25 protein-coding genes are annotated in these 26477 nt (G+C 71.1%); 8 read left to right on the forward strand and 17 right to left on the reverse strand.

Annotated elements, in window-relative coordinates:
- Positions 1–4: 4 nt before the first annotated feature.
- Genes N8J89_RS40485 through N8J89_RS40500 form a run of 4 tightly spaced genes read right to left on the reverse strand, consistent with a single transcriptional unit; the run spans position 5 to position 2672 of the window.
- On the reverse strand, positions 5–649 hold the full coding sequence (locus tag N8J89_RS40485; protein WP_502868390.1) for a TrmH family RNA methyltransferase: 645 nt from the start codon (positions 647–649) through the stop codon (positions 5–7).
- Positions 650–660: 11 nt separating this feature from the next.
- A complete protein-coding gene (pyrE, locus tag N8J89_RS40490; protein ID WP_283662138.1) occupies positions 661–1224 on the reverse strand; it encodes an orotate phosphoribosyltransferase in 564 nt (187 codons plus the stop codon).
- A complete protein-coding gene (locus N8J89_RS40495) occupies positions 1221–1886 on the reverse strand; it encodes a hypothetical protein (RefSeq protein ID WP_283662139.1) in 666 nt (221 codons plus the stop codon). Before N8J89_RS40495 ends, pyrE begins: the two co-directional genes overlap by 4 nt.
- A 6-nt stretch (positions 1887–1892) precedes the next feature.
- The gene (locus tag N8J89_RS40500) at positions 1893–2672 is read right to left on the reverse strand and encodes an SDR family NAD(P)-dependent oxidoreductase (protein ID WP_283662140.1); all 780 of its coding nucleotides are present in this window, start codon (positions 2670–2672) and stop codon (positions 1893–1895) included.
- Between the two features lie 104 nt (positions 2673–2776).
- Between N8J89_RS40500 and N8J89_RS40505 the strand changes: the two genes are divergently transcribed.
- The 4 genes from N8J89_RS40505 to N8J89_RS40520 all read left to right on the forward strand — a co-directional run bounded on the left by N8J89_RS40505 (position 2777) and on the right by N8J89_RS40520 (position 5066).
- On the forward strand, positions 2777–3310 hold the full coding sequence (locus tag N8J89_RS40505) for a hypothetical protein (RefSeq protein WP_283662141.1): 534 nt from the start codon (positions 2777–2779) through the stop codon (positions 3308–3310).
- 117 nt (positions 3311–3427) lie between these two features.
- Entirely contained in the window at positions 3428–3958 is a 531-nt protein-coding gene (locus tag N8J89_RS40510) for a hypothetical protein (protein ID WP_283662142.1), read from the forward strand.
- A gap of 80 nt (positions 3959–4038) precedes the next feature.
- Positions 4039–4524 carry a hypothetical protein gene (locus N8J89_RS40515; RefSeq protein WP_283662143.1) on the forward strand — a complete coding sequence of 162 codons (486 nt, stop codon included), beginning with the start codon at positions 4039–4041 and terminating at the stop codon, positions 4522–4524.
- The gene (locus N8J89_RS40520) at positions 4521–5066 is read left to right on the forward strand and encodes a hypothetical protein (protein WP_283662144.1); all 546 of its coding nucleotides are present in this window, start codon (positions 4521–4523) and stop codon (positions 5064–5066) included. The genes N8J89_RS40515 and N8J89_RS40520 overlap by 4 nt, the downstream gene beginning before the upstream one ends.
- Before the next feature lies 1 nt (position 5067).
- On the opposite strand, the gene N8J89_RS40525 is transcribed toward N8J89_RS40520, so the two are convergent.
- On the reverse strand, positions 5068–5766 hold the full coding sequence (locus N8J89_RS40525) for a TtfA family protein (RefSeq protein ID WP_283662145.1): 699 nt from the start codon (positions 5764–5766) through the stop codon (positions 5068–5070).
- Between the two features lie 133 nt (positions 5767–5899).
- A complete protein-coding gene (clpB, locus tag N8J89_RS40530) occupies positions 5900–8485 on the reverse strand; it encodes an ATP-dependent chaperone ClpB (protein WP_283662146.1) in 2586 nt (861 codons plus the stop codon).
- A 112-nt stretch (positions 8486–8597) separates the two neighbouring features.
- Here clpB and N8J89_RS40535 point away from each other — a divergent pair, with 112 nt between their 5' ends.
- Positions 8598–9194 carry a histidine phosphatase family protein gene (locus tag N8J89_RS40535; RefSeq protein ID WP_283662147.1) on the forward strand — a complete coding sequence of 199 codons (597 nt, stop codon included), beginning with the start codon at positions 8598–8600 and terminating at the stop codon, positions 9192–9194.
- 60 nt (positions 9195–9254) lie between these two features.
- Here N8J89_RS40535 and N8J89_RS40540 read toward each other — a convergent pair whose 3' ends face one another.
- The 4 genes from N8J89_RS40540 to N8J89_RS40555 all read right to left on the reverse strand — a co-directional run bounded on the left by N8J89_RS40540 (position 9255) and on the right by N8J89_RS40555 (position 12693).
- Complete coding sequence (locus N8J89_RS40540; protein ID WP_283666370.1) at positions 9255–10853, reverse strand: MFS transporter; 1599 nt, start codon at positions 10851–10853, stop codon at positions 9255–9257.
- A gap of 38 nt (positions 10854–10891) precedes the next feature.
- Positions 10892–11362, reverse strand: a complete 471-nt coding sequence (locus N8J89_RS40545) for a MarR family winged helix-turn-helix transcriptional regulator (RefSeq protein ID WP_283662148.1) — start codon at positions 11360–11362, stop codon at positions 10892–10894.
- A 110-nt stretch (positions 11363–11472) separates the two neighbouring features.
- Entirely contained in the window at positions 11473–11919 is a 447-nt protein-coding gene (locus N8J89_RS40550) for a MarR family winged helix-turn-helix transcriptional regulator (RefSeq protein ID WP_283662149.1), read from the reverse strand.
- Positions 11920–11976: 57 nt separating this feature from the next.
- On the reverse strand, positions 11977–12693 hold the full coding sequence (locus N8J89_RS40555) for a pyridoxamine 5'-phosphate oxidase family protein (RefSeq protein WP_283662150.1): 717 nt from the start codon (positions 12691–12693) through the stop codon (positions 11977–11979).
- A gap of 554 nt (positions 12694–13247) precedes the next feature.
- Here N8J89_RS40555 and N8J89_RS40560 point away from each other — a divergent pair.
- Positions 13248–14351 (forward strand): FAD-binding oxidoreductase, encoded by a 1104-nt coding sequence (locus N8J89_RS40560; protein WP_283666371.1) that lies wholly within the window; start codon positions 13248–13250, stop codon positions 14349–14351.
- 46 nt (positions 14352–14397) lie between these two features.
- On the opposite strand, the gene metG is transcribed toward N8J89_RS40560, so the two are convergent.
- The 7 genes from metG to N8J89_RS40595 all read right to left on the reverse strand — a co-directional run bounded on the left by metG (position 14398) and on the right by N8J89_RS40595 (position 23251).
- Positions 14398–15912: a methionine--tRNA ligase gene (gene metG, locus N8J89_RS40565; RefSeq protein WP_283662151.1), complete on the reverse strand. Its 1515-nt coding sequence runs from the start codon at positions 15910–15912 to the stop codon at positions 14398–14400.
- A 530-nt stretch (positions 15913–16442) separates the two neighbouring features.
- Positions 16443–16910 (reverse strand): heat shock protein transcriptional repressor HspR, encoded by a 468-nt coding sequence (locus N8J89_RS40570; protein WP_283662152.1) that lies wholly within the window; start codon positions 16908–16910, stop codon positions 16443–16445.
- Complete coding sequence (dnaJ, locus tag N8J89_RS40575; RefSeq protein WP_283662153.1) at positions 16907–18088, reverse strand: molecular chaperone DnaJ; 1182 nt, start codon at positions 18086–18088, stop codon at positions 16907–16909. Before dnaJ ends, N8J89_RS40570 begins: the two co-directional genes overlap by 4 nt.
- Positions 18089–18120: 32 nt before the next feature.
- Positions 18121–18789 carry a nucleotide exchange factor GrpE gene (gene grpE / locus N8J89_RS40580; RefSeq protein WP_502868391.1) on the reverse strand — a complete coding sequence of 223 codons (669 nt, stop codon included), beginning with the start codon at positions 18787–18789 and terminating at the stop codon, positions 18121–18123.
- Positions 18786–20639 carry a molecular chaperone DnaK gene (gene dnaK / locus N8J89_RS40585; protein ID WP_252483755.1) on the reverse strand — a complete coding sequence of 618 codons (1854 nt, stop codon included), beginning with the start codon at positions 20637–20639 and terminating at the stop codon, positions 18786–18788. The genes grpE and dnaK overlap by 4 nt, the downstream gene beginning before the upstream one ends.
- Before the next feature lie 216 nt (positions 20640–20855).
- Complete coding sequence (locus N8J89_RS40590) at positions 20856–21899, reverse strand: alpha/beta hydrolase (RefSeq protein ID WP_283662155.1); 1044 nt, start codon at positions 21897–21899, stop codon at positions 20856–20858.
- A 35-nt stretch (positions 21900–21934) separates the two neighbouring features.
- Entirely contained in the window at positions 21935–23251 is a 1317-nt protein-coding gene (locus N8J89_RS40595; protein WP_283662156.1) for a cytochrome P450, read from the reverse strand.
- 130 nt (positions 23252–23381) lie between these two features.
- Here N8J89_RS40595 and N8J89_RS40600 point away from each other — a divergent pair, with 130 nt between their 5' ends.
- Entirely contained in the window at positions 23382–24197 is an 816-nt protein-coding gene (locus tag N8J89_RS40600; RefSeq protein ID WP_283662157.1) for an SAM-dependent methyltransferase, read from the forward strand.
- A 4-nt stretch (positions 24198–24201) separates the two neighbouring features.
- The gene (locus tag N8J89_RS40605) at positions 24202–26364 is read left to right on the forward strand and encodes a putative bifunctional diguanylate cyclase/phosphodiesterase (RefSeq protein WP_283662158.1); all 2163 of its coding nucleotides are present in this window, start codon (positions 24202–24204) and stop codon (positions 26362–26364) included.
- Positions 26365–26477: the final 113 nt, after the last annotated feature.

Here is a 26477-nt window from a genome sequence, read left to right on the forward strand (position 1 = left end):
AAACTCACCAGGCCGTGTCGAGATCCGCGTGTGCCCGCACCCAGGCGTGCATCACGATCCCGGCGGCCACCCCGGCGTTGATCGAGCGGGTGGAGCCGAACTGCGCGATGGACACGGTCAGCTCCGCCGCCCCGGCCGCCGCCGGGGTGAGGCCGGGACCCTCCTGCCCGAACAGCAGCACGCAGTCCCTCGGCAGGGTCACCGTCTCGATCCGGGCCGCGCCGGGCGTGTTGTCCACCCCGACCACGGTCAGGCCGTGCTCCCGCGCGTAGGCCGCCAGCGCCGGGACGTCCTCGTGGTGGTGCACGTGCTGGTACCGGTCGGTGACCATGGCGCCGCGCCGGTTCCAACGTTTGCGCCCGACGATGTGCACCGCCTTGGCCGCGAAGGCGTTCGCGGTGCGCACCACGGTGCCGATGTTGTGGTCGTGCTGGAAGTTCTCGATGGCCACGTGGAAGCCGTGCCGCCGGGCGTCCAGGTCGGCCACCACCGCCTCCCGCCGCCAGTACCGGTAGGCGTCCACCACGTTGCGGCGGTCGCCCTCGGCCAGCAGCTCGGGGTCCAGGCGCGGGTCATCCGGCACCGGACCGGCCCACGGACCGACGCCGACCTGCTCCGCGCCCCACTCGGTGGGCCCGGGCTCGTCCACGAACACCGGTGTCAGAGCCCCAGGTCGGCCAGGTCGAGCAGGTAGCGGTAGGGCAGGCCCTCGGCCTCGATCGCCTCCCGCGCGCCGGTGCCCCGGTCCACCACGGTGGCCACGCCGATGACCTCGGCGCCGACCTGGCGCAGGGTGCGCACCGCGGTCAGCACGCTGCCGCCGGTGGTCGAGGTGTCCTCCACCGCCAGCACCCGCTTGCCTGCCACGTCCGCGCCCTCGACCGCGCGCTGCATGCCGTGCGCCTTCTGCTCCTTGCGCACCACGAACGCGTCCACCGTGCGCAGCTCGGGATCGGCCACGCTGGCGTGCATCATCGCGGTGGCCACCGGGTCGGCGCCCAGGGTGAGCCCGCCGACGGCGGCGTAGTCCCAGTCCGCGGTCAGCTGGGCCAGCAGGCGGCCGATCAGCGGGGCGGCGGCGTGGTGCAGGGTGGCCCGCCGCAGGTCGACGTAGTAGTCGGCCTCCTTGCCGGAGGACAGCGTCACCTTGCCGTGCACGACGGCCAGCTCACGCACGAGGGCGGCCAGCTCGGCCTTGGCCTGGGGGTTGATCTGGGAGGTCACGAGGCGTCAGCTAAGCACATCAGCTCGCAGGCGTAGTCCGCGAGCCACCGCACCGCGGGCAGCTCGAACCGGCCGGGCCACCACACCACAAGATCACTCGGCCCGTACCGGAAGCTCACCTCCCGCGCGTGCGGGTGGTGCCAGAGCCACTGCCGGACCCGCGGGGTGAGCAGGTGCGCGACGAACCCCGGGTCCGCGCACTCGACGAAGAAGGCGTCGTCGAACACCTCGTCGCCGGTGGGCTGCCGCCGGGTGCCGAACACCCGGAGCAGCCCCTGCCCCGGCCGTCTGCGCACCAGGGTCAGCTCGGGCACCGGCGCGGGCAGCGGCAGCGCCACCACGACGAAGTCCATGGTCGACTGGGCCTCGTGCACCCGCTCGTTGACCTGGGCGAGGAAGGCGACCAGCGGCAGGCCCCGGTGCGTGCCGGTGATCGACTCACCGCTGGGCAGGCCGGGGCCGAACGGCGAGTTCCGCACGGTGAACCGGTCCCGCAGCAGCTTGGGCTCGGTCCAGCCGTGCTGCCAGCCGATCGAGGCCGCCGCCGCGGTCAGCTCGGTCTGCCGCTGCTGCTGCCTGCGGTTGGTCCACACCAGCAGGAAGACCGCCCCGGCCACCAGGGCGGCCAGGAAGACCAGAACGACCAGGAACAGCGCGGCCACGGCGGATCAGGTGCGCCCGCGACCGCCGCCGACCCGGGAGGCCAGTCGGCGCAGCAACGCCCTCGGCAGGATCTTGCTCACCGCGACCAGCGCCTTGTACTGCACGCCCGGCACCGAGACGACCTTGCCCGCGCGCAGGTCGGCCAGGCTGTCGTGCACCAGCCGGTCGGCGTCCAGCCAGAAGAACCCCGGCGTGCCGGACATGTCGATCTGGGCCCGCTGGTGGAACTCGGTGCGGGTGAAGCCAGGGCACAGCGCCATCACCCTGACCCCGGTGCCGGCCAGCGACATGGCCAGGCCCTCCGAGAGCAGGGTGACGTAGCTCTTGCCCGCGCTGTAGGTCGAGCCCCGGCCGGGGAAGAACCCGGCCACACTGGAGACGTTGATCACCGCGCCGCTGCCCCGGGCGCGCATGCCGGGCAGCACCGCGTGGGTCAGCCGCAGCACGCTGGTCACGTTCACCTCGTGCTGGCCGAGCAGCTCCTCGGCGGTGTTGTCCAGGAAGTCCTTGCCGGTGCCCAGACCGGCGTTGTTGACCAGCAGGTCGATCGGGGCGGAATCAGAGCGCAGCCGCTGTTCCACCTGCTCACGCTGGGCCGGATCGGCCAGGTCGGCGGCCAGCACCTCGACCTTGACGCCGTGCTTGGCGGTGAGCTGGTCAGCCAGTTCGCCGAGGCGCTGCGCGTTGCGGGCGACCAGCACCAGGTCGTGTCCCTCGGCGGCCAGGCGGCGGGCGAAGGCCGCGCCGATGCCTGCGGTGGGTCCGGTCACGAGCGCGGTCGGCATGCCGAGCAACCTACCGGTCGGCACGCGGGGTGGAGAACGGGTAACGAAGTGGATATAACGGGACGAAGTCACCCATGTAGGTGATCGGCACCTGGGGGGCGTGCATGCGGAGAACCATGTCGGCGCTGATGATCGTCACCGTCAGCCTGCTGGGCGGCTGCGGCCTGACGCTGCTGCCCAAGCCGACCCCACCGGCGCCCGCCACCTCGACCACGCCGTCGGTCCCCGGCTTCGGCGGCCGGTTCAGCTGGCCGAGCGGCCTGGAGCTGACCCTCGGCCCGGCCACCCCGCACACCCTGTCCGAGCAGGCCCGCGGCCTGTACCCGGACGTCGGGCGGGTGGTGTCCTTCTCGATCACCCTGGTCAACCGCACCGAGCGCGCGGTCAAGCCGGCGATCATGGTCTTCGCCGCCCGCCGGGCCGGGATCAGCGACCCGGAGGCGGCCAAGGCGCCCAGCATCCGCGATCCCGCGGCCAACATCGGCATCGGCCTGGGCACCCCGGACCTGCCGCCGGGGCAGACCTTCCAGGGCACGATCGCCTTCGGCCTGCCCGAGCAGCCCGGCCCACTGCGCGTGGAGGTGGCCCCCGACCTGCTCGGCAGCCAGCCCAAGGCGGTCTTCGAGGGCACCGCCTGAGCCGTCAAGGCCCGGTCCGCAGGTCTGCCCGTTCGGGCCGAATATCGTGACCCCGAAGTTGACCGGCGAAACAATGGCCGCTGGGGGGCGATCATGGGTGATCGAGGGGGCAACACCATGAAGCGTGCGGTACTCGTGACCGCGATCTGCGGCCTGGCGCTGGGCAGCACGGCCTGCGCGCCCTCGGTGGCCGAGGAGCCGGGCGCGAGCCAGGAGACCGACCGGCGCACCGCGAGCACACCGCGCACGGCCCAGTTCGGCCAGCGCTACAGCTGGTCCGACGGCGTGGCGGTGGCCTTCTCCCGGCCGAGCCCGCTGAGCTCCCCGCTGGTCGGCCCCGGCCGCCGCGGCGTGCAGCTGACCCTGACCCTGAGCAACGGCGGCAGCACCCCGCTGCGGCTGCCGCTGACCAAGCTGGACGGCACCTTCACCGAGCGCGGCACCGGCCGGGTGGCCGACGCCGAGCCGCTGGTGGACAAGGCGGGCAAGCTGGGCATCAGCCCGGACGCGCCGGAGCTGCCCGCGGGCCGCAGCATCGACGTGCGGATCGGCTTCGCGGTTGGCGAGCAGGCGGGCACCCTGCTGGTCGCGGCCTCGCCGGACCAGGGCGTGAAGTACCAGGACGTCACCTTCGCCGGCGAGGTCTGACCGGCCACACGCAGATCACTGGGGGTATCACCATGCGTGCAGTTTCCATCGTTGTAACCGGCGCACTGCTACTCGGCTCGATGGCCTGCACCATCATCCCGGTGCCGACCCCGGTCACCGTCACCCCGACCGTCCCGCAGCTGGTCCTGCCCACCACCGCGGGGCCCCAGGTGGGCAAGTTCGGCGAGGCGGTGGAGACCCCGGGCAAGGTCAAGATCGAGGTCTCCAAGCCGGAGCCCTACCAGCCCAAGGGCCTCGACGAGGAGGAGACCAAGCACCCGCGCGCGGTGGTCTTCACCGTGACCATCACCAACAACACCGGCAAGACCCTGACCAACCTGCACACCCTGGGCTTCGGCTCGTTCACCGAACAGGGCGGCAAGGAGACGGTCGAGGTCGAGACGCTGCACGGGTCGGACCTCTCGACGGGCGTGCCGGACCTGCCGCCGGGCAAGCTGACCAAGCTCCGGCTGGCCTACGGCCTGAGCGCGAAACCGGGTTCGCTCCGGCTGAAGCCGATCTTGCTGCCCGACCACGCCGAGGTCTCCTTCGAGGGAGAGGTGTGAGCACCCGGCGCGGCGCGCTGCCGCTCGCCCTCGCGGCGCTGACCACGGCCGCCTGCACCCCGGCCCCAGCACCGCCGACGCCCCTGCCGCCCGCGCCGACCACCAGCACGGTGGTCCGCTTCGGCGACCCGCCGGGCACCGGGTTCGGCGCTGAGCTGGCCCTGCCCTCGGGCACCAGGTTCGGCATCTCGGAGTTCAAGCCGGTCCCGCAGGCCGAGCTGACCGCAGAGGAGCGCATGCCCGGCACCAGGGTGCTGCTGTTCACGGTGACCGTGACCAACCCCGGCAAGGCCCCGCTGGAGTACCCGGACCCGTCCTTCTACCCCTCGTTCGTCGCGCACGGCTCGGACGAGGTGGTGCGACCGCCGGAGGACGTCACCGACAAGGGCGGCGAGGTGGCGGAGGCGGACAAGCCGATCCCGCCCGGCGGTTCGGTGCGGGTCGAGCACTGGATCCGGCTGCCCGACCGGCCGGGCGTGCTCCAGCTGAAGGCGATCACCCGCGACGGCAAGGACGAGTTCCGCTTCGAGGGCGAGGTCTGAGTCAGTGCGGGGTGTGCTGGGAGCCGTCGGCCGAGGGCGTCGCGCTGTCGTCGGCGTCCACGTCGAACGGGTCCACGAAGTCGGCCACCTCGCCGAGGTCGCTGAGCAGTCGCTCCAGCCGGGCCGGGTCGGCGTTCGGCGGGGCGGCGGCCAGCACCCAGGAGCCCTCCAGCCAGACCACCATGATGTCGTCGCCGATCTCGTCGATGGTGTCCACGAAGTCGGGCGTGATCAGCGGGTGCACGATGGCCATGTCGGTGGTGAAGCCGTAGCGGTTGCCGACCGGGCCGTAGAGGTCCAGCTCGGCCTCGCGCTCGCGGGCGAACGGGACGCTGGGCTCCCACAGCTCCAGGATGGTGGGCACGGTGCGGCGCATCCGGACCGCGGCGATCACCATGGTCACCTTGCTGGACTGCTGGTGGTCGAGCACCTGCACCAGGCGGCGGCCGTCCGCGGTGAACATCGAGCCAGTGACCACGTCAACGGCGACACCCTGCTTGGAGTAGGCCAGCCCGCCGTGCTTCCACTGGGTGAGCAGCACCTGGTCCTCGTCGGTGAACCGCCAGCCGCGCAACGCGGCCCAGCGGCGCCGCTCCCGGTTGCGCGCTGTGCGTTGCGCCCGGTCCGTGCCGAGCAAGACCGCGCCGGCAATGGCCGCCAGCACGGCCACCGAGAACCAGATCCACGCAGGTACGCCCACACCCGCAGCCTAGCGGTGCGAGCCGCCATAGCCGAGATCACATTCGGTCCAGTAGGCACCAATTGGCCCTAATGTCGGACGCGCGTGGGTGCGGCCCACCCGTCTGGCGGAGTGGGCCGCACCGATTAACGCTCTACGCCTTGGCCACATCCAGGCCCGAATTGTCGTCGCGGACGTCGACCAGGACCTTGTCCCCGTCGGTGATCTCCCCGGCCAGCAGCTTGCGGGCCAGCTGGTCGCCGATCGCCGAGGACACCAGCCGCCGCAGCGGGCGGGCGCCGTAGACCGGGTCGAAGCCCTGCAGGGCCAGCCAGCCCTTGGCCGACTCGGTGACGTCCAGGGTCAGCCTGCGCTCGGCGAGTCGCTTGGCCAGCCTGCGCACCTGGATGTCCACAATGGAGGTCAGCTCCTCGGTGGCCAGCGCGTGGAAGACCACCACGTCGTCCAGCCGGTTGAGGAACTCCGGCTTGAAGTGCCGCTGCACCACCGCGAGCACCGCGTCCTTGCGGGCCAGCTCGGACATGGTGGCATCGGCGATCACCTGCGAGCCGAGGTTCGAGGTGAGCACCAGGATGGTGTTGCGGAAGTCCACCGTGCGGCCCTGGCCGTCGGTGAGCCTGCCGTCGTCGAGCACCTGGAGCAGCACGTCGAAGACGTCCGGGTGCGCCTTCTCCACCTCGTCCAGCAGCACCACGCTGTACGGCCGCCGCCGGACCGCCTCGGTGAGCTGGCCGCCCTGGTCGTAGCCGACGTAGCCGGGCGGGGCGCCGACCAGGCGGGCGACGGTGTGCTTCTCGCCGTACTCGCTCATGTCGATGCGGATCATGGCCCGCTCGTCGTCGAAGAGGAACTCCGCCAGCGCCTTGGCCAGCTCGGTCTTGCCCACGCCGGTGGGGCCGAGGAACAGGAACGAGCCGGTCGGGCGGTCCGGGTCGGCGACCCCGGCGCGGGCGCGGCGCACCGCGTCGGAGACCGCGCGCACCGCCTCGGCCTGGCCGACCACCCTGGCCCCGATGGCCTCCTCCATGCGCAGCAGCTTGGCGGTCTCGCCCTCCAGCAGCCTGCCCGCCGGGATGCCGGTCCAGGCGGAGACCACGTCGGCCACGTCGTCCGCGGTGACCTCCTCCTTGAGCATGGCCTGCTTGTCCTCGGTGACCGCGGTGGCCGCCTCCAGCTCCTTCTCCAGCGCCGGGATGCGGCCGTAGCGCAGCTCGGCGGCCCGGCCGAGGTCGCCGTCCCGCTCGGCCCGCTCGGACTCGCCGCGCAGCTGCTCCAACTGCTCCTTCAGCTCGCGGATCCGGTCGATGGCGCCCTTCTCGCCCTTCCAGCGCACGGTCAGCTCGGCCAGCTGCTCGCGCCGGTCGGCCAGTTCGGCGCGCAGGGTGGCCAGCCGGGACTTGGACGCGGCGTCGTCCTCTTTGGACAGCGCCATCTCCTCGATCTCCAGCCGCCGCACCGCCCGCTCGACCTCGTCCAGCTCCACCGGCCGGGAGTCGATCTCCATCCGCAGCCGGGAGGCGGCCTCGTCCACCAGGTCGATGGCCTTGTCCGGCAGGAAGCGCGCGGTGATGTAGCGGTCGGACAGGGTGGCCGCGGCGACCAGCGCGCCGTCGGTGATCCGCACGCCGTGGTGGACCTCGTAGCGCTCCTTGAGCCCGCGCAGGATGCCGATCGCGTCGGCCACGCTGGGCTCGCCGACCAGCACCTGCTGGAACCGCCGCTCCAGCGCGGGGTCCTTCTCGATGTGCTTGCGGTACTCGTCCAGCGTGGTCGCGCCGACCAGCCGCAGCTCGCCGCGGGCCAGCATCGGCTTGATCATGTTGCCCGCGTCCATCGCGCCGCCCTCGCCGGTGGCGCCGGCCCCGACGATGGTGTGCAGCTCGTCGATGAAGGTGACCACCTGGCCCGCGGAGTCGGTGATCTCCTTGAGCACCGCCTTGAGCCGTTCCTCGAACTCGCCGCGGAACTTGGCCCCGGCCACCATCGCGCCCAGGTCCAGCGAGACCACCCGCTTGCCGCGCAGGGACTCCGGCACGTCGCCGGCCACGATCCGCTGGGCCAGGCCCTCCACGATCGCGGTCTTGCCGACGCCGGGCTCGCCGATGAGCACCGGGTTGTTCTTGGTGCGCCTGGACAGCACCTGCACCACCCGGCGGATCTCGGCGTCCCTGCCCACCACCGGGTCCAGCTCGCCCTTGCGCGCGCGCTCGGTCAGGTCGACGCCGTACTTCTCCAGCGCCTGGTAGGTGCTCTCCGGGTCGGCGCTGGTCACCCTGGCCGAGCCGCGCACCTTGTCGAAGGCCTCGCGCAGCGCCTCGGGGCTCGCGCCGTGCCTGCGCAGCAGGTCGGCCACGGTGCCGCCCTCGGCGGCCAGGCCGACCAGCAGGTGCTCGGTGGAGACGAACTCGTCGTTCATCTCGGTGGCCAGCTGCTGGGCGTGGGTGAGCACCCGCAGGCTCTCCCTGGAGAACTGCGGGGCGGAGACCGTCGCGCCGGTGGCGGACGGGAGCTGCTGGGCGAGCCGGTCCAGCTCGGGCCGGACCCGCGCGGTGTCGGCGCCAACCGCGGCCAGCAGCGGCGCCGCGAGGCCGTCGGCCTGCGCGAGCAGCGCGCCCAGCAGGTGCACCGGCCCGACATCGGGGTTTCCGGCCACGCCGGCGGCCTGCACCGCCGAGGAGATCGCCTGCTGGGTCTTCGTGGTCGGGTTGAAAGCGTCCATCCCTCACCTCATCGCACGGGGTCCGTCATAGGGATAACGTCAGAAAAGTTGAGCGTGTTCCGCTCAACCCAAAATCTGGCAACCGAGATCCGGGCCACACGTCCCACAAGATATGGCGAACCGACTGCTCTACCTCGTCCGGCACGGCGAGGCGGCCGAGGATGACTCGCTCACCGACCGCGGCCGCCGCCAGGCGGAGCTGACCGCCGCGCGGCTGGCCGGGGTGTCCTTCGCCGCGGTCCACCACAGCACCTCGCCCAGGGCCGCCGCGACGGTGAAGGTGCTCGCCGAACAGCTCCAGGACGCCCCGCAGCACCCCAGCGACCTGCTCCGCGAGTGCATCCCCAGCGTGCCCGGCCCTGAGCTGCTGACCCCGGCCCAGGCCGAGTTCTTCGCCGGGCTGACCCCGCAGGTGCTCGCCGAGGAGGGTCCGGCCCAGGCCGCGGCCGCGCTGGCCCGCTACGCCGGAGCCGCCGGGTCGGACCGGCGGGAGCTGGTGGTCACGCACGGGAACCTGATCCGGCACTTCGTCGCGGTGGCCATGGGCGCGCCCGAGCACGCCTGGCTGAACCTGGCCGACTACAACTGCGGGCTCTCCGTGCTGCTCTACCGGCCGGGCCGGCCTGCCGTGGTGGTCGCCTACAACGACGTCGGCCACCTGCCGCCGGAGCTGCGCGGCACCGAGTTCCCGGCCGAGCTGCGGGTGTGAACACCGGGGAAACGCCGGGTTAGTTGTCCACAGGTGGCTCATCCCCAGCTCAGAGCGGTTTTACACAGGGTTGTCCACAGGCTTGTCCACCGTCCGCCGACAGCCCTCCACAACCTGGGCAAACCTGCCCCCAACTGCACTGATGCGCCGATCAGGCGTCAACAGCCTGTCCACCGCCGCAACCCGGTTGTCCACAGCATCCCCAGGGTTGTCCACAGGATTGGGGACAGCTGTGTGTTCACCTGTGGAGCCTGAGGTGTTGTCGCGCAGCGGCACCTCCTTGATCAGCGCGATGGCCACCAGCGCCACCAGGGCCAGCGCCGCGGCGATCAGGAACACCAGTCCGCTGGCATCGCCCTGGGCGTCCCGCACCGGTTCGCCGTGCCCGACCAGCTGGCCGACCCGCCCGGCCAGCACCGCGCCGAGCACGGAGACCCCGGCCGCGCCGCCCAGCGAGCGGAAGAACATCACCGAGGAGCTGGCCGCGCCCAGGTCGGTGACCGGCACCGCGTTCTGCACCGCGAGCACCAGGTTCTGCATGGTCAGGCCCATGCCCACGCCGACCACGAGCAGGTAGCAGGCGAGCAGCCAGACCGGGCTGGTGTGCGTGATGGTGGCCAGCAGCGCCAGCCCGGCGAACAGCGCGACCGCGCCAGCCACCAGGTAGACCTTCCACCGCCCGGTGCGGGTGATCCGGCGGCCGGACCAGGTCGAGGTGAGCACGTAGCCCAGGGCCAGCGGCATGCCGAGCAGCCCGGCCACGGTCGGGGTGAAGCCGCGGGCCTGCTGGAAGTACTGGCCGATGAACACCGAGGCGCCGAACATCGCGGTGCCGATGCCCAGGCTGGCCAGCACCGAGAGCAGCACGGTGCGGTCCCGGAACAACCGCGGCGGCACCACCGGCTCGGCGGCCCTGAACTCCACGAACAGCGCCAGCCCGAGCGTGACCACCGCGCCGAGCAGGTACAACCCGCTGGCCGGGGAGATCCAGGCGAAGTCCTTGCCCGCGAAGGAGACCCACAGCATCAGCAGGCTGACCCCGCCGATGATCAGCGTGGCGCCCAGCCAGTCGATGCGCACCCGGCGGCGCAGCACCGGCAGGTGCAGGGTCTTGTGGATGACCGCCATCGCGGCCAGCGCGAGCGGCACCACCAGGAAGAAGCAGAACCGCCAGCCCAGCCACGGGGTGTCCACGATGAAGCCGCCGACCAGCGGCCCGCTGACCGTGGCCACCGCGATCACCGCGCCGGTGTACCCGGCGTAGCGGCCGCGCTCGCGCGGGCTGACCATGGCCGCGATGACCACCTGGGCCAGCGCTTGCAGGCCGCCGACGCCCAGGCCCTGCACCGCGCGGTAGGCGATCAGCTCCGGCATCGAGGTGGCGATCCCGGCCAGCACCGAGCCGAAGGCGAACAGGCCGATGGCCACCTGGTAGAGCAGCTTCTTGCTGAACAGGTCGGCCAACTTGCCCCAGATCGGCGTGGTCGCGGTGGCGGCCAGCAGGGTCGCGGTGACCACCCAGGTGTACTGGCCCTGGGTGCCGTGCAGGTCCTTGAGGATGGTGGGCAGCGCGTTGGTCACGATGGTGGAGCTGAGGATGGCCACCAGCAGGGAGAGCAGCAGGCCGGTCAGCGCGCGCAGGATCTCCCGGTGCGACATCGGCGCCAGCGCCTCCGGGTCGCGCGGCTCGGCCGCGCTCACGCCGTGGCCGCCGCCCTCGGCCGGCACAGCCCGCCGCGCAGGTCCCTGGTGAGTCGCTCGATCAGGGTGCTCGCCAGCACCAGGTCCTCGTCCTGCCAGTCCGACAGCGCGCTCCGCATCCACTCGGTCTGCTCCTGTTTCCACCGCTCGATCAGCGCGGTCCCGGCCGGGGTCGCGCTGAGCAACATGGCCCGCCCGTCCGTCGGCGAGACCTGGCGTTCCACCAGGCCGGCGCGTTGCAGCTGGGCCACCTGCCTGCTCACCACGGAGGGGTCCACCGCTCGTTCCTGGGCGATCTCGCCGCTGCGCCGGGGTCCGTTGACCACCAGCTCGGCGAGCAGGCCCACCGCGGCCAGGTGCAGTTCGCCGTCGTCCTGCCAGACCCGCTGCGCGATCGCGTGCCGGATCTGGACCAGGCTCTTGACCTGCCGCAGCAGCTCGAAGACCGAATCGGGTCGTGGGTCCACACTGACCACCCCCATGGTTGCTCGACGCAACTATAACTCGTTAGTTGCGGATAGCAACCTTTTTACGGTCGGTAGTGAGTGAGGGCTCCGTCACACCTTCGGGAAGTGACTCAGAGATCCTGGTTCAGCCGACCGAGCAAAGTCGACAACACATCGAGGTCGCCGGTGCTCCAGGTGCGGAAGTGCTCGCGCAGCTTGCCGCGCCGTTCCTGCCGCACCTCGGCCAGCCGCTGTCGGCCGGAAGCGGTCAGCTGCACCAGCCTGGCCCGGCCGTCGTGCGGGTCGGCCACCCGCTCCACCAGCGCCAGCCGGTGCAGCTGGGCGATCTGCCTGCTCAGCGTGGACTTGTCCAGGCCGAGCTGGTCCACCAGGTCGGTGGCGCGCACCGACTCCCGGTCGTCGATGAGCAGCAGCAGCGCGTAAGCAGCGGAGTCCAGCTCGGGGTGGATCCGGGCGGCCAGGGACATGGCCATGCTCCTGGACCGGCGCATCAGCAGCGCGAGCTCGCGCTCCACCGCCTCGGCCGCCCGCCGGCGAACCGGGTCGTCGCTGTCCACTCGTCTCCCTTTGCCCGGTCTGCCCCCAGAACCGGGACATACCGTACTCAGGGCAGGTCAAGACCCGGTGGAGTCCTGCCACGGCTTGGGCAGCGCCTTGGCGTCGAAGTAGTCGCCGCCCTTGCGCTTGACGTCGTCGGTGCCCCAGTCCCGGTCGCGCAGCACCGGCATCATCCGCGGGATGTGCTTGCGGCAGTGCACGTAGGCCTCCTCGACCTCGACCACTACCCAGCGTTCCGGAGTGCGGCCGCGCTCGAAGTCCGAGGGCAGCTCCGGGTGCTCGGCGCGCAGGTCGCCGTCGTCGACGATCCGGGCCCGGCCGTTGACGTGCAGGCCGATCAGGTCGCTGACGAAGTCGATCATCAGCAGACCGATGTGCGGGTTCTCGCTGATGTTGCCCAGACTGGCCAGCACGCCGTTGCCCCGGTACTCCGGGTAGGCGATGTGCTTCTCGTCGAGCACCTGAATGAACCCGCGCGGCCCGGCACGGAGCGAAGAATCACACTCTCCGTGACCATCAGCGGTGGCCACGAACAGCATCTCCATCCGCGCCACGAACTCGACCATGGTCGGGTTGAGCCGGTCGAGCACCTGGTCGGAGTAGAACCGGGCGGCCCTGGACTCGGTGCCGAAGGCCCGCTGCAGGAGGTGCTCGCCACGGGATCCGGGCAGGCCAGCGGGTGCGGGCGGCAGTGGGTCGGCCGGTCCGGCGAGGCCACGCGGGGGCAGCTCGATCCGCCTGGTGGTCTCCATGCCGACGGCCCGCTGGGGCACCGGACGCGCGATCACCCTGGTGGGCGCGTCCAGTTGGCGGGTTAGCGCGACCGAAGACTCGTTACCGCTCGTCGCGCTGCGAGCGGCGTCCGCGGATTCCTCGCCTGGCACACTGGACGTGACCGGCTGCTGCCGTGTGTGATCACCGGGCACGACCGCCGCCGCCGAAGTGACACGGGCCGGTGAATCGGACAGCTCCAGTAGCAACAGGTCAGGATCGGCAGTGCCGGTCGGGACCGGAGTGTCGGGCATCACGGTGCCCACCGTGTCACGAGGAGGTGTGGTCGCGCACATCGCCCCGCGTACGCTCGCCCGTTACGCGGAGCACATGTACACACGCAGTAAGCAAATTGCACTCGAACGTGGCATCAAGGCTCCGATGACCCGAGGGAGGGGTTAATGTCCAACTCTGTCGGGGGATGCTGGTCACCATCGGTGCGTCGGATGGGCGTGCCGAACAACGTGGAGAAGACTGCGCCCGGACTATGACCGCGAACGCCGTGCTCAACCCGACCCAGCCCCCGCACCGGGAACCGCCGCCAGGGGTCACCGCGATGGTGCGCCTGATCCGCGAGAGCTTCGCGGTGATCGAGCCGCGCGCCGAGGAAGTAGCCCAGTTCTTCTACGGGATGCTCTTCAGCCTCGCACCGACCACCCGTGAGCTGTTCCCGGCCAACATGGAGGTGCAGCGCAGTCGCTTGCTGCGCGCCCTCGTCCACGTCGTGCAGATGGTGGACCGCCCGGACGACCTGGTGCCCTTCCTCAAGCAGCTCGGCCGCGACCACCGCAAGTTCGGGGTGGTCTCGGTGCACTACGAGGCGGTCGGCACCGCCCTGCTGGCCGCGATCAAGCGGTTCGCCGGGGAGGCCTGGACCCCTGCCGTGGAACGGGCCTGGGCCGAGGCCTACACGATCATGGCCCAGACCATGCTGGAGTCCGCGGCCGCCGACGACAACCCGGCGTTCTGGACCGCCAGCGTGATCGAGCACCAGCGGCTCAGCTGGGACCTGGCCGTGGTCCGGCTCAAGCCAGACCACCCGATTCCCTACCGCGCCGGGCAGTACCTCAGCGTGGAGACCCCGCAGCGCCCCCGGCTCTGGCGCTACTTCTCCCCGGCCAACGCGCCCAGCCCGGACGGCGTGATGGAGTTCCACATCCGCGCGGTGAACAACGGCTGGGTGAGCCGGTCGGTGGTCGGCCACACCCAGATCGGCGACACCTGGCGGATCGGCCCGCCGATGGGCCGGATGGGCATCGACCGCACCAGCAAGCGGGACATCCTGATGGTGGCCGGAGGCACCGGCGTGGCCCCGATGCGGGCGATGCTGGACGAGATGGCGGCCTACGGGGAGAACCCGAAGGTGCACCTGTTCTACGGCGGCCGTGCCCGCGGCGACCTGTACGACCTGGACAGCGTGCAGCGCCTGGCCATGGGCAACCCGTGGCTGACCGTGGTCCCGGTGCTGGAGTCCGACCCCGGCGCCCGCGGGGTGGAGCACGGCACGCTGGCCGACGTGGTCACCCGCTACGGCGCCTGGAACGACCGGGACGTGCTGGTCTGCGGCTCCCCGGCGATGATCAGGGCCACCGTGTCCCGGATGCTGGTCGCGGGCACGCCGCTGGACCGGATCCGGTACGACCCGTTCACGCTGGACTGACGAGGAACGGTGCCGCCCCAGGTGAAGGGCGGCACCGGAGCCAGGACTATTCCGCGGCCAGTTCCAGTCGCGGGAACACCGGCTTGGGCTCGGCCACGGTGTCGCCGCCGTCGCCCACCTGCTGCGCGATCCGCGCGGCCGCGGCGGGCAGGAACGGGAGCAGGTGCTCGGCCAGGTCGCGCACGGTGGCCACCAGCTCGGCCAGCACCGCGTCCAGCGCGGCAGGCGGCGCGTCCTCCTTCTTCTCCGCCTTGGCCAGCGCCCACGGCGTGGTGACCTCGACGTAGCGGTTGGCCTCGTCGCCGATCCGGCTGATCGACTCCACCGCGCGGCGGAAGTCGAAGTTCGCCAGCGCCTCGTCGATGGTCGCGGCGGCCTCCGCGCGGGCGGCCCGCAGCGCCTCGGCGGCCGGGTTCTCCGCCGCCACCGGCGGGATCACGCCGTCCCGGTACTTGCGCACCATGGACACCGCGCGGTTGACCAGGTTGCCCATGTTGTTGGCCAGGTCCTCGTTGGACCTGGTGACCATCCGCTCGGCGGTGTAGTCGGTGTCGCCCGCCCTGGCCACGTCGCGCAGCATCCACCAGCGCACCGCGTCACTGCCGTAGGCGGCCACGATGTCGGCGGGGTCCTCGGCGTTGCCCAGCGACTTGCTGATCTTCTGCCCGCCCGCGGTCAGGTACTCGTGCACGAAGATGGTGGACGGCAGCGGCAGCCCGGCGGAGAGCAGCATGGCGGGCCAGTACACCGCGTGGAAGCGGATGATGCCCTTGCCGATCACGTGCACCTGCTCGACGTCCTCGGACCACCAGTGCCGGTAGCCCGCCTCGTCGCTGCCGAAGCCGGGCGCGGTGATGTAGTTGGCCAGCGCGTCGAACCAGACGTAGATGACCTGCTCGGGGTCGCCGGGCACCGGGATGCCCCAGCCGCGGGCCCGCGCCATGCTGCGCGAGCAGCTGAAGTCCTCCAGCCCGGAGGAGATGAAGGCCAGCACCTCGCGCTTGCGGTGCGCGGGCTCGACCCGCAGCTGGTCGGTGGAGATCAGCTCGATCAGCTTGTCCTGGTAGCGGGAAAGACGGAAGAACCAGTTGTTCTCCTCGATCTCCTCCGGCACCGTGCCGTGCTCGGGGCACTTGCCCTCGACCAGCTCGGCCTCGGTGTAGAACAGCTCGCAGCCGATGCAGTACAGGCCGGTGTAGGACTTGCGGTAGAAGTCGCCCTGCTTCGCGCAGAGCTCCCACAGCTTGTCCACACCCGGCTTGTGCCGCGGGTCGGAGCTGGTCTTGATGAAGTCGTCGAAGGACAGCTCCAGCGCCTCACCCAGCTTGAGGAAGTTCTGCGCCACCCGCTCCACGTACTCCGCGGGCGTGATCCCCTCGACCTCGGCCGCCTGCACGTTCTTCAAGGCGTTGTCATCGGTGCCGGTCTGCGCGCGCACCTCGTCACCGCGCTGCCGCCGGTGCCGGGCCAGCACATCGGCCTGGATCAGCTCCAGGGCGTGGCCGACGTGCGGCTTGCCGTTGACGTACGGGATGGATGTCATGACGTTGTAGCGGCTCATCGCTACCTTCCTGGCCCCGGGCGGATGGTGTCGGCCCGGTGAGGGGCCGCCGGTTGGGGGGCCTCCTCAGCAGTGGTCAGGACATGCGGAGGAGGCCGGAGAACATCATCATCCGGCCGCGCATGGTCATGCTGTCGCACGTCCTCAGCATGGGAGCAGGGTACACCCGGGGCGCAGGTCAGCCGCACGGAGTATCGAGGTGGCGGGCCTGGCCGACGCCGGGAGCGGTGGCGGCGGGCGGCCGGGAGTGGGGCGGATGGGGGCGGCCAACCCGGCGTTGCGGTTCCGGGCAACGCGCGGTCCGGGATCAGCCAACACGGGGTACGAGTTCGGCCAACACGCCGTCCCGGACCGGCCAACACGGCGTACGACTTCGGCCAACACGCCGTCCCGGATCGGCCAACACGGCGTACGAGTTCGGCCAACACGCGGTTCCGGACCGGCCAGCACGGGGTTCGGCTTTGGTCAGTGCGCGGTTCTGGGTCGGTCGGTGGTCCGGCCGCGATGGCCTGCTTCGCGTGCGGGTTTGGTCAGCGCTCGCGGGGTTGGCGGGGCTGGGGTTTCCAGACGACCAGGGCGGTTTGCTGGGGGCGGAGGGGGACCAGGTCGCGGCGGTAGGAGGCGTGCACGGCGGCGGCCGCGTGGTCGGCGGCGGCGTGCGCGGCGGCGAGCTGGCGGTGCAGGTCCTCGACCTCGGCGCGGAGGCGTTCGGCCTCGGTGGCGAGCTCGATGATCCGCTTGATGCCCGCCAGGTTGACGCCTTCCTCCTGGGACAGGCGCTGGACTTCCTTGAGCAGCGCGATGTCCCGCGCGGAGTACCGGCGTCCCCCGCCCGCGGTGCGGCCGGGGGACACCAGGCCAAGCCGGTCGTAGGTGCGCAGGGTCTGCGCGTGCAGGCCGGAGAGCTGGGCCGCGACCGAGATCACGAACACCGGGCTGTCCTCGGTCGCGCCGGGCGGGAAGGGGATCCCGCCACCCTGGTCACCGAACTGGCTCATGGCTCATCCCGTCCCAACAGTGCGGTCAGCGCCGGCCGTGGGTCGAAATCCGCTGTTGCCGCGGCGTAGGCCTCCAGTGCGGCGCGGGCCTGTTCGTCCACAGTGGACGGAACAGCCACCTGCAGGGTGACCAGCAGGTCGCCGAACGTGCCGTCCTTGCGGGCGACGCCCTTGCCGCGCACTCGAAGCGTGCGGCCGCTCGTGGTGCCTGGCGGCACCCGTACCGACACCTTGCCCTCCAGCGTGGGCACGGTCAACGTGGTGCCCAGCACCAGTTCCGGGAAGCTGCACGGGATGGTCACGGTGATGTCGTCGCCGTTGCGCCCGAACAGCTCGTGCGGGGCCACGTGCACCCGGACGAACAGGTCGCCAGCGGGCGCGCCGTTGCGGCCGGGCTCGCCCTGGCCGGCCAGCCGGATGCGCTGGCCGTCGTCCACCCCGGCCGGGATCCGCACGGTGAGCGAACGGGTGCGGGTGCTGACCCCGTCACCGCCGCACTCCACGCACGGGTCGTCGACGATCCGCCCGACGCCGCGGCAGTCGCGGCAGGGCTCGCTGAAGGCGAAGGCGCCCTGGCTGCGGCTGACCACACCGGCGCCCGCGCAGGTCGGGCAGGTCCGCGGCGAGGTGCCGGGACGCGCGCCGTTGCCGCCGCAGGTGCCACAGGTGGCCGGGCTGGACAGGCGCAGCGACACGGTGGCTCCCCGCACGGCCTCGGTGAAGTCGATCCGGACCTCGGTCTCCACGTCCTTGCCGCGCTGGGCGCGGGCCGCGCCGGCCTGCCCGCCGCGACGGCCGAACAGGCCGCCGAGCAGGTCGCCGATGCCGCCGGAGCCACTGGCCGCGGCGCCGCTGGCCGCGCCGCCGAACAGGTCGCCGAAGTCGAAGCCGCCGGAGCCGCCGCCGAACCCGCCACCGCCGGCCGGCCGGAACCCGCCGGAGCCGAACAGCCTGCGCGCCTCGTCGTACTGCTTGCGCTTCTCGGTGTCCGAGAGCACCCCGTAGGCCTCGGAGACGGCCTTGAACCTGGCCTCCGCCTTGGCATCACCCGGGTTGGCGTCCGGGTGCAGCTCGCGGGCGAGCTTGCGGTAGGCCTTCTTGATGTCGTCACCGGGCGCCTCGGGAGGGACACCCAGCTCGGCGTAGAAGTCCTTCTCGATCCAGTCCCTCGCGCTCATCCGGACGCCCCTCCCTTCTCGCTGTTGGTCATCTACTGCGGGGTGTCGCCGTCGGCCGGTTCCGCCGCGGCGTGCCGGCCGGTGCTCTCCGGCGCCGGGTCCTGCCCGCCGGGCTCGTGGTCGGTGACCCCGACCATGGCCGGGCGCAGCACCCGCTCGCCGAAGCGGAAACCGCGGCGCAGCACCGCGGTGACCGTCGGCCCGGAGACCTCCGGCGAGGTGTCGTGCTGCACGGCCTCGTGCACCGAGGGGTCGAACTCCTCGCCCTGGTGCCCGAATGCCTCCAGCCCCGCCTTCTGCAGGGTGGCCGCGACCTTGTCGGCCACCGCCTTGAAGGCGCCGGTCAGGTCGCCGTGCTGCTCGGCGCGCTCGAAGTCGTCGAGCACCGAGAGCAGCTCGGTGACCACGCTGGCCTTGGCGTTGTTGACCACCAGCTCGCGGTCGCGGTCGACCCGCTTGCGGTAGTTGGCGTACTCGGCCTGGAGCCGCTGGAGGTCGGCGGTGCGCTCCTCGAGCTGCTGCTGCAGCTCGGCCAGCGCGCCGGGGTCCACCGGCGGTGCGGCGACGGTGGCCTCAGCGGCCGCCTCCGCGGCGGCCAGCTCCTCGCTGGCCGCCGCGGAGCGAACCTCGCCGGTCTCCGGGTCGATGCGACGGCGGTCTCGAACCACCACGCGCTCGGATTCTGGCTGCTGTTCGGTCACTTCTTGCTGCCACCCTTGTTGTCGTCCTCGACGATCTCGGCGTCGACCACGTCATCGGCCTTGGGCTGGCCAGGGGTCTCCGCGCCGGGCGCGCCGGGGGCGGCCTGCTCGTTGCCCTGGTACATCGCCGCGCCCATGGCCTGGGACTCGGTGGCCAGCTTCTCCATCGCGGCCTTGATCGCCGGGATGTCGGTGCCCTTCAGCGCTTCCTTGGCCTCGGTCAACGCGCCGTTGACCTTCTCCTTGACCTCGGCGGGCAGCTTCTCGTCGTTGTCCTTGACGAACTTCTCGGTCTGGTAGACCAGGGTCTCCGCCTGGTTGCGGACCTCGGCCTCCTCGCGGCGCTGCTTGTCCTCCTCCGCGTGCGCCTCGGCGTCCTTCATCATCCGGTCGATCTCGTCCTTGCCCAGGGCGGACCCACCGGTGATCTGCATGCCCTGTTCCTTGCCGGTGGCGAGGTCCTTGGCCGAGACGTGCACGATGCCGTTGGCGTCGATGTCGAAGGTGACCTCGATCTGCGGCACGCCACGCGGGGCCGGCGGCAGGCCGGTCAGCTCGAACATGCCGAGCTTCTTGTTGTACGCGGCGATCTCGCGCTCACCCTGGAACACCTGGATCTGCACCGAGGGCTGGTTGTCGTCCGCGGTGGTGAAGATCTCCGAGCGCTTGGTCGGGATCGTGGTGTTGCGCTCGATGAGCTTGGTCATCACGCCGCCCTTGGTCTCGATGCCAAGCGACAGCGGGGTGACGTCGAGCAGCAGGACGTCCTTGACCTCGCCCTTGAGCACACCGGCCTGCAGCGCCGCGCCAACCGCGACGACCTCGTCCGGGTTCACGCCCTTGTTCGGCTCCCGGCCACCGGTCAGCTCCTTGACCAGCTCGGCGACCGCGGGCATGCGGGTGGAACCGCCGACCAGCACCACGTGGTCGATCGAGCCGACCGGGATGCCGGCGTCCTTGATCACGTTGTTGAACGGCGCGCGGCAGCGGTCCAGCAGGTCGGAGGTGATCCGCTGGAACTCCGCGCGGGTCAGCGACTCGTCCAGGAACAGCGGGTTCTTGTCCGAGTCCACCGTGATGTACGGCAGGTTGATGTTCGCGGTGGAGGTGCTGGAGAGCTCGATCTTGGCCTTCTCCGCGGCCTCGCGGATCCGCTGCAACGCCATCTTGTCCTTGGTCAGGTCGATGCCGTTGCTGCTCTTGAACTTCTCCACCAGCCAGTCGACGATCCGCTGGTCCCAGTCGTCACCGCCGAGGTGGTTGTCACCGGAGGTGGCGCGGACCTCGACCACACCGTCGCCGAGCTCCAGCAGGGACACGTCGAAGGTGCCGCCGCCGAGGTCGAAGACCAGGATGGTCTGTTCCTTCTCGCCCTTGTCCAGCCCGTAGGCCAGCGCGGCCGAGGTGGGCTCGTTGACGATGCGGAGCACGTTCAGGCCGGCGATCTGCCCGGCCTCCTTGGTGGCCTGCCGCTGCGCGTCCTCGAAGTACGCGGGCACGGTGATCACCGCGTCGGTGATCTCCTCGCCGAGGTAGGCCTCGGCGTCGCGCTTGAGCTTCATCAGCACGCGGGCGCTGATCTCCTGCGCGGTGTAGGCCTTGCCGTCGATCTCGGTCTTCCAGTTGGTGCCGATGTGCCGCTTCACCGACCGGATCGTGCGGTCCACGTTCGTCACGGCCTGGTTCTTGGCGGGCTGACCCACCAGAACCTCGCCGTTCTTGGCGAAGGCGACGATGGACGGAGTCGTCCTCGAGCCCTCCGAGTTGGCGATAACCGTCGGCTCACCGCCCTCGAGGACGGTGACGACGGAGTTGGTCGTCCCCAGGTCGATGCCGACCGCTCGCGCCATGAATCTTCCCTCCACTGCTGGTCACGCTGTACGTAGGCGGATCGTCCAAGGCAACCCTTGAGTGATCCAGGCTCAAGTCTGAGGATAGGAGCACTACCTCGTCAAATGCGAGGTTGAGTCCATCACACTCAAGCTTCTGACAGCTCCAACGGATGGGAAGCGCGGTTTGTTCCGGGGACGGCCGTCCGGGCGGGAACGGCCGTCCCCAGGGCCGGTCTAGCGACCGACCATCTCCTCAGCCCACCTCGCGGTGGCCTGGAAGAACTCGGGTGCGTTCGGCGCGTAGTTGAAGGAGTGCCCGTAATCGGGCAGCACGAACGTGCGCAGCCGGGCGGCGGGCGCGAAGTTGGGCGCCTCGAACCGCTTCAGCGCCTCCGCCGACGAGCAGTCGCTGCCCAGCAGGCCGCCGCAGAACACCTGGTCGTCCCCGCCCATGGCCAGCAGCACCGGCACGGTGATCTGCCTGCTCAGCGGCAGCAGGGTGCCGAGCAGGATGCCGTCGACCGCCTCACCGGCGGCCAGCCCGTCCTTGTTCGCCTCGTCGTGGGCGATCGCGGCCTCGTCCAGCGGGCCGCCGCGGTGGAAGGCGGTGTAGCGCAGCCCGGCCGCGGTGGTCAGCGAGGTCGGGTCGAGGTGCCCGAGCTTCGGCTCCAGCAGCACCGGGGTCAGCGTGGTCAGCGTGGGCACGATGCCGGTCAGGTTCAGCCGGTGCAGCTGACCGGCGATCAGCACGCCGTCCACGTTGCGGTGGCTGGCCGCGACGATCACCGAGACCGCCGAGCCCAGCGAGTGCCCGCCGAGGATGACCTTGCTGAACCTCGGGCCCAGCGAACCGGACTTCATCGCCTTGACCACGTGGTTGACCGCGTTGGCCTGGGTGAAGGCGGTCAGCAGCGCGCTCAGCGGCTTGGAGCTGCGGCCGGTGCCGAGCCGGTCCAGCGCGAGCGTGGCGAACCCGGCCTTGTTCTGCACCCGCCGGTAGGAGCGGGTCTCCGGCGAGTGCGAGATGTCCCAGTAGGAGCTGTTGTAGGTGCCGCCGGGCACCAGCACCTGCACGGTGCGGCTGCCACCGGCCGGGACGCACAGCCGGCCGTACATGGTCTGGTCCAGGCCGAGCAGGGGCAGGTCGAGCAGGGAGACCGGGATGGACAGGTCCCGGCAGGTCGCCTCGGCGGCCCCGGCCGGGATCGGCGCGATCAGGGCGCTCAATCCCAGGCAGGCCGCGGTGGCGGCACCGATCCGGCGCCAGAACAAACGCACGGGAAGAACCTCCAAATAGATGATTCGCGGAACAACTAATTCCGTGGGACTGCCGTCATCGGCAGCGCGCTCGGGTACGGAGCGTTGGTGAACTTCACCCGTACCGGCCGATCTGACACCGGAACGAGTCGCCAGCGCGCGGCCACCGTCGCGATCGCGATCAGCAGCTCGGTCATCGCGAAAGTGTTTCCGATGCACTGCCGGATACCGGCGCCGAACGGGATGAACGCGCCGTCGGGCAGCGCGGCCGTCCGTTCCGGCGACCAGCGGTCCGGGTCGAACCTTTCCGGGTCCGGGAAGGACCGGGAGTCGAAATGCATGGTGTAGGGGCTGACGATGACCTCATCGCCCGGCCGCAGGCGCAGGCCGCCGAGCTCGAGCTCGCGGTTGGCCCGCCGCATCAGCAGCCAGAGCGAGGACTTCCGCAGCGCCTCGGTGGCCACCCGCCTGGCGTACTCCAGCCGGGGCAGGTCGGCGAAGGTGACCTGGCGGCCGGCCAGCACCTGGTCCACCTCGGCGTGCAGCCGCGCTTCGACCTCGGGGTTGCGGCCCAGCTCGTGGAAGGCCCAGCCGAGCGCCAGCGCGCTGGTCTCGATGCCCGCCGTGAGCAGGTTGATGACCTCGTCGAAGACCTGTTGCTCGGTCATGCCCTCGCCGGTGTCGGCATCCCTGGCCAGCAGCAGCAGGGACAGCAGGTCGCCGTGGTCGACGCCGTCCCAGCTGTCGATGACCCTGGTCACGACCTCGCGCATGCGCAGGATCGCGGCGTCGAAGGCCTTGTTGCCCGGGATCGGCAGGTGCTCGACGAAGGAGGGCGACAGCGAGCGGATGATGCCCTGTTTGACGATCACCGGGATGGACCGGCGGGCCTCCTCGACCGCGGTGCCGCCCAGCTCGGTGGAGAACAGCGCGGCGCCGACGATGGTCACCGCCAGGCCCTGCATGTCGGCGTCGATCCCGCGGACCTCGCCCGGCCGCCAGGAGCTGGTCAGCGCGGTGGCGGCCCGCACCATGTTCCCGGCGTAGTGCTCGATCCGGCTCTGCCGGAAGGCGGGCAGCATGAGCTTGCGCTGCCGCCGGTGGAACGCGCCGTCCGACATCGCCAGGCCGTTGCCCATGTACGGCCGGAACTTGTCGAACATGGCGCCTTTTCCGAAACTCGCGCCGTCCGTTACCAGTACGCGATGGACCAGTTCAGGACTTGTGATGAAATAAGCCTGGAGTGGTCCTAAATACAGCTTGACAATATCGCCGTGATCACGCAGTTCCGCAGTGAACCGGAACTTTTTGCGCAGCAAGGCCGGTGTGTGCCCGAGTAACGGCCACCGACCGGGTGCCACCCGGACGGGCATTCGCACTCCTTGCGCCGGTAATGGGGAGGTGGCCACACTAGGGCCCATTCGGGCGCAGGCAACAGTACCCAACCGAGTGGGTGGAAATCTGGCTATGCTGTGCGCCGCTACGAATCGAGGTGTTTTCTCCGTGACGCGGACGCAGGACTGGGTCCCGGCCGGCGTCGACATAACGACGCCGAGCATGGCCAGGGTCTATGACTACGTGCTCGGTGGCAGCCACAACTTCGCGGTGGACCGCGACACCGCCGAGACCCTCAAGCGCATCGCGCCCAGCCTGCGCCGGGTCGCCCGGCTCAACCGCGCCTTCATGGCCAGGGTGGTCCGCTACCTGATGGCGCAGGGCGTGCGGCAGTTCCTGGACATCGGCTCCGGCATCCCGACCGTGGGCAATGTGCACGAGATCGCGCAGCAGGTCGACCCGGCCTGCCGGGTGGTCTACGTGGACCGCGACCCGGTCGCGGTCGCGCACAGCGAGCTGATGCTGGAGACCGTGCCCGGCACCGGCGTGGTGCACGCGGACATGCGCGACCTGGACTCGATCGTCGGCAGCACCGCGGTCCGGCAGCTGATCGACTTCGAGCAGCCGGTCGGTCTGCTGTTCATGCTGATGCTGCACTGGCTGCCGGAGGAGTCCGCACCGGCCGAGCTGGTGGGCGGCTACCGCGACCTGCTCGCGCCCGGCAGCTACCTGGCGCTGAGCCACGCCACCCACGACGAGCAGAAGCAGGACCTCGAGGACCTCGGCGACGCCATCCGCTCCTCGCGCAGCGCGGACCAGGTCACGCCGCGCTCCTACGAGCAGATCCTGGCCATGTTCGGTGACTTCGAGCTGGTCGAGCCGGGGCTGGTCGGCTGCGCGAACTGGCGGGCCGACGGGCCGGGGGACGTCGCCGACCCGTCGAGCAACGCCTACCTCTACGTCGGCGTCGCCAGGAAGAGCTGAGCCGATGCCGGATCTCAGCCTCCAGGCAGAGCCGCTCCCGCCGCCGGAGGACTGGCGGCGGAAGCGCCGCACGCTCGCGCGCAAATGGGCCTACGTGCTGGCCGAGGCCAACTACGTGCCGCTGGTGCACGCCGACTTCGAGGCTGAGCTGATCGAGCTGCTGGACCAGATGTGCGCGGCGGTGCACAGCGATCCGGCGGACACCGGGCCCGCGGCCGCGGCAGGCGCCCGGCTGGTCGAGCTGAACTGCGCCGACGACCGGGCGCTCGCGACCACCATGGACGTCCTGGGTCCGGGCCTGCTGGCCCTGCCCGAGTTCCCCGAGGGCGGCGCGCCGGCCGAGCGCGTGGTCCAGGTCCTCGGCGCGCTGGCCGTCGGCTTCGTCGGCGCGGCGCAGCAGGCCACCCTGGCGCAGCAGGAGAGCATGCAGCGTTCGCTGCTCAAGGCGGTCCGCGACGCCAAGTGGAACCTGCGGGCCGCGGAGGCCAGGTTCGAGGAGGTCGCCACCTCCTCGGCCAGCGGCATCCTGATCACCGGTCTGGACGGCGAGCTGGTCACGGTGAACGCCTCGGCCGGCGCGATCCTCGGCTACTCGCCTGCCGAGCTGACCGAGGGCAACCTGTTCGACCTGGTCGATCCCGAGCGGGCGCCCGCGCTGCGCGAGGACTACGCCGCGCTGCGGGAGGGCAGGCTGGCCAGGATCAAGCAGTCCCAGCGGTTGCTGCGCCGCGACGGCGACCACGCGATGGTCTCGCTGACCGCCTCGCTGCTGCGCGGCGCGGACGAGGCGCCGGACCACTTCGTCACGGTGGTCGAGGACGGCACCGAGCTGGCGCTGCTGCAGAACGAGCTCAGCCGCCAGTCGCTGCACGACGTGCTGACCGGGCTGCCCAACCGCCAGTTCTTCGGCACCCAGCTGGAAATCGTGCTGCGCCAAGCGGATCGGCGCTACGGCGTGACGTTGCTGCACCTGGACCTGGACGGCTACGCGGTGGTGCGGGACGGCCTCGGCGAGCGCGCGGCCGAGCAGCTGCTGGTGGTCGCGGCGCAGCGGCTCAAGTCGGTGCTGGCCGGGCAGAAGGCGATGGTGGCCCGCTTCGACGGGGCCGAGTTCGCGGTGCTGCTGGAGAACTCGCCGACCACGCCCGAGCTGGTGAGCCTGGTGCACGCGATCCGGCGCGAGCTGGCCGAACCGTCCTATGTGGATGGTCATGGCACCGCGCCGACGGCCAGTGTCGGCGTGGTGCACCTGCCTTCGCCGGAGCGCACGCCGGAGGACGTGCTGCGCGGCGCCCGGCAGGCGCTGCGCAGGGCCAAGGCCGGCGGCGGCGGGCAGTGGGAGCTGTTCCACCCCGAGCACGAGCGGCTGGACCGGCAGCGCGACGCGCTGGCCGCGACCATGCCCGGCGCGTTCGAGAACGGCTCGGTGGAGGCGCGGTACCAGCCGCTGGTGCGGCTGGCCGAGGGCACCGTGGCCGGGGTCGAGGCGCTGGTGTGCTGGGAGCACGCGGAGTTCGGGCCGCTGCCGGACCGGCAGTGCCGGGAGCTGGCCGAGCGCACCGGGCTGATGCCGCAGCTGGGCGAGTGGCTGCTGCGCGCGAGCTGTGCGCAGGTCGCCTGGTGGCGGCAGCGGCTGGGCCGCGAGCTGCTGCTGACGCTGAACCTGACCGCGCACCAGGCGGCCGATCCGGACCTGGTGACCAGGTTGCTCGGCGTGCTGGAGCAGACCGGCTTCCCGGCCGCGCGGCTGCTGCTGGAGCTGCCGGCGCCGGCCCTGGCTGCCGATCACGGAGAGTCAAGGGACAACCTGCGCACGCTCACCGACCTGGGCGTGCGCACGGCGCTGCGGGACTTCGGTCCGGGCACCGCCAACCTGGCCGCGGTGACCGATCTGGCCGTGGACTTCGTCAGGGTGAACCGGGAGCTGGTCGGCCGGGAACTGGTGCCGGGTTCGCCGGTGACCGAGGCGCTGCGGCAGCTGCCGAGGCTGGCGCACCAGGCGGGCGTCAGCGTGATCGTGGACGGTGTCACCACCGCTGAGCAGGCAGAATTCTGGCTCGCCGCCGGGGCGGACCTGGCCTGTGGCGACTACTTCGGCGGCGCCGGCAGGCCGGACGAGCTGGCCGCGGGCTTCGGCGACCCCGCCTGGCAGGTCAAATCCCCGTAACGAAGTTCGCACCTTTTTTCACAAACTCTCCCCTCACTAGGGGGAACTAGAGCTAGCTTCCCTGCGTCACCCATCCGAGGTAACCCAATCGGGGCACGGTGGGTTCTGGGGAA

The organism is Crossiella sp. CA-258035, assembly GCF_030064675.1.
GTDB lineage: Bacteria > Actinomycetota > Actinomycetes > Mycobacteriales > Pseudonocardiaceae > Crossiella.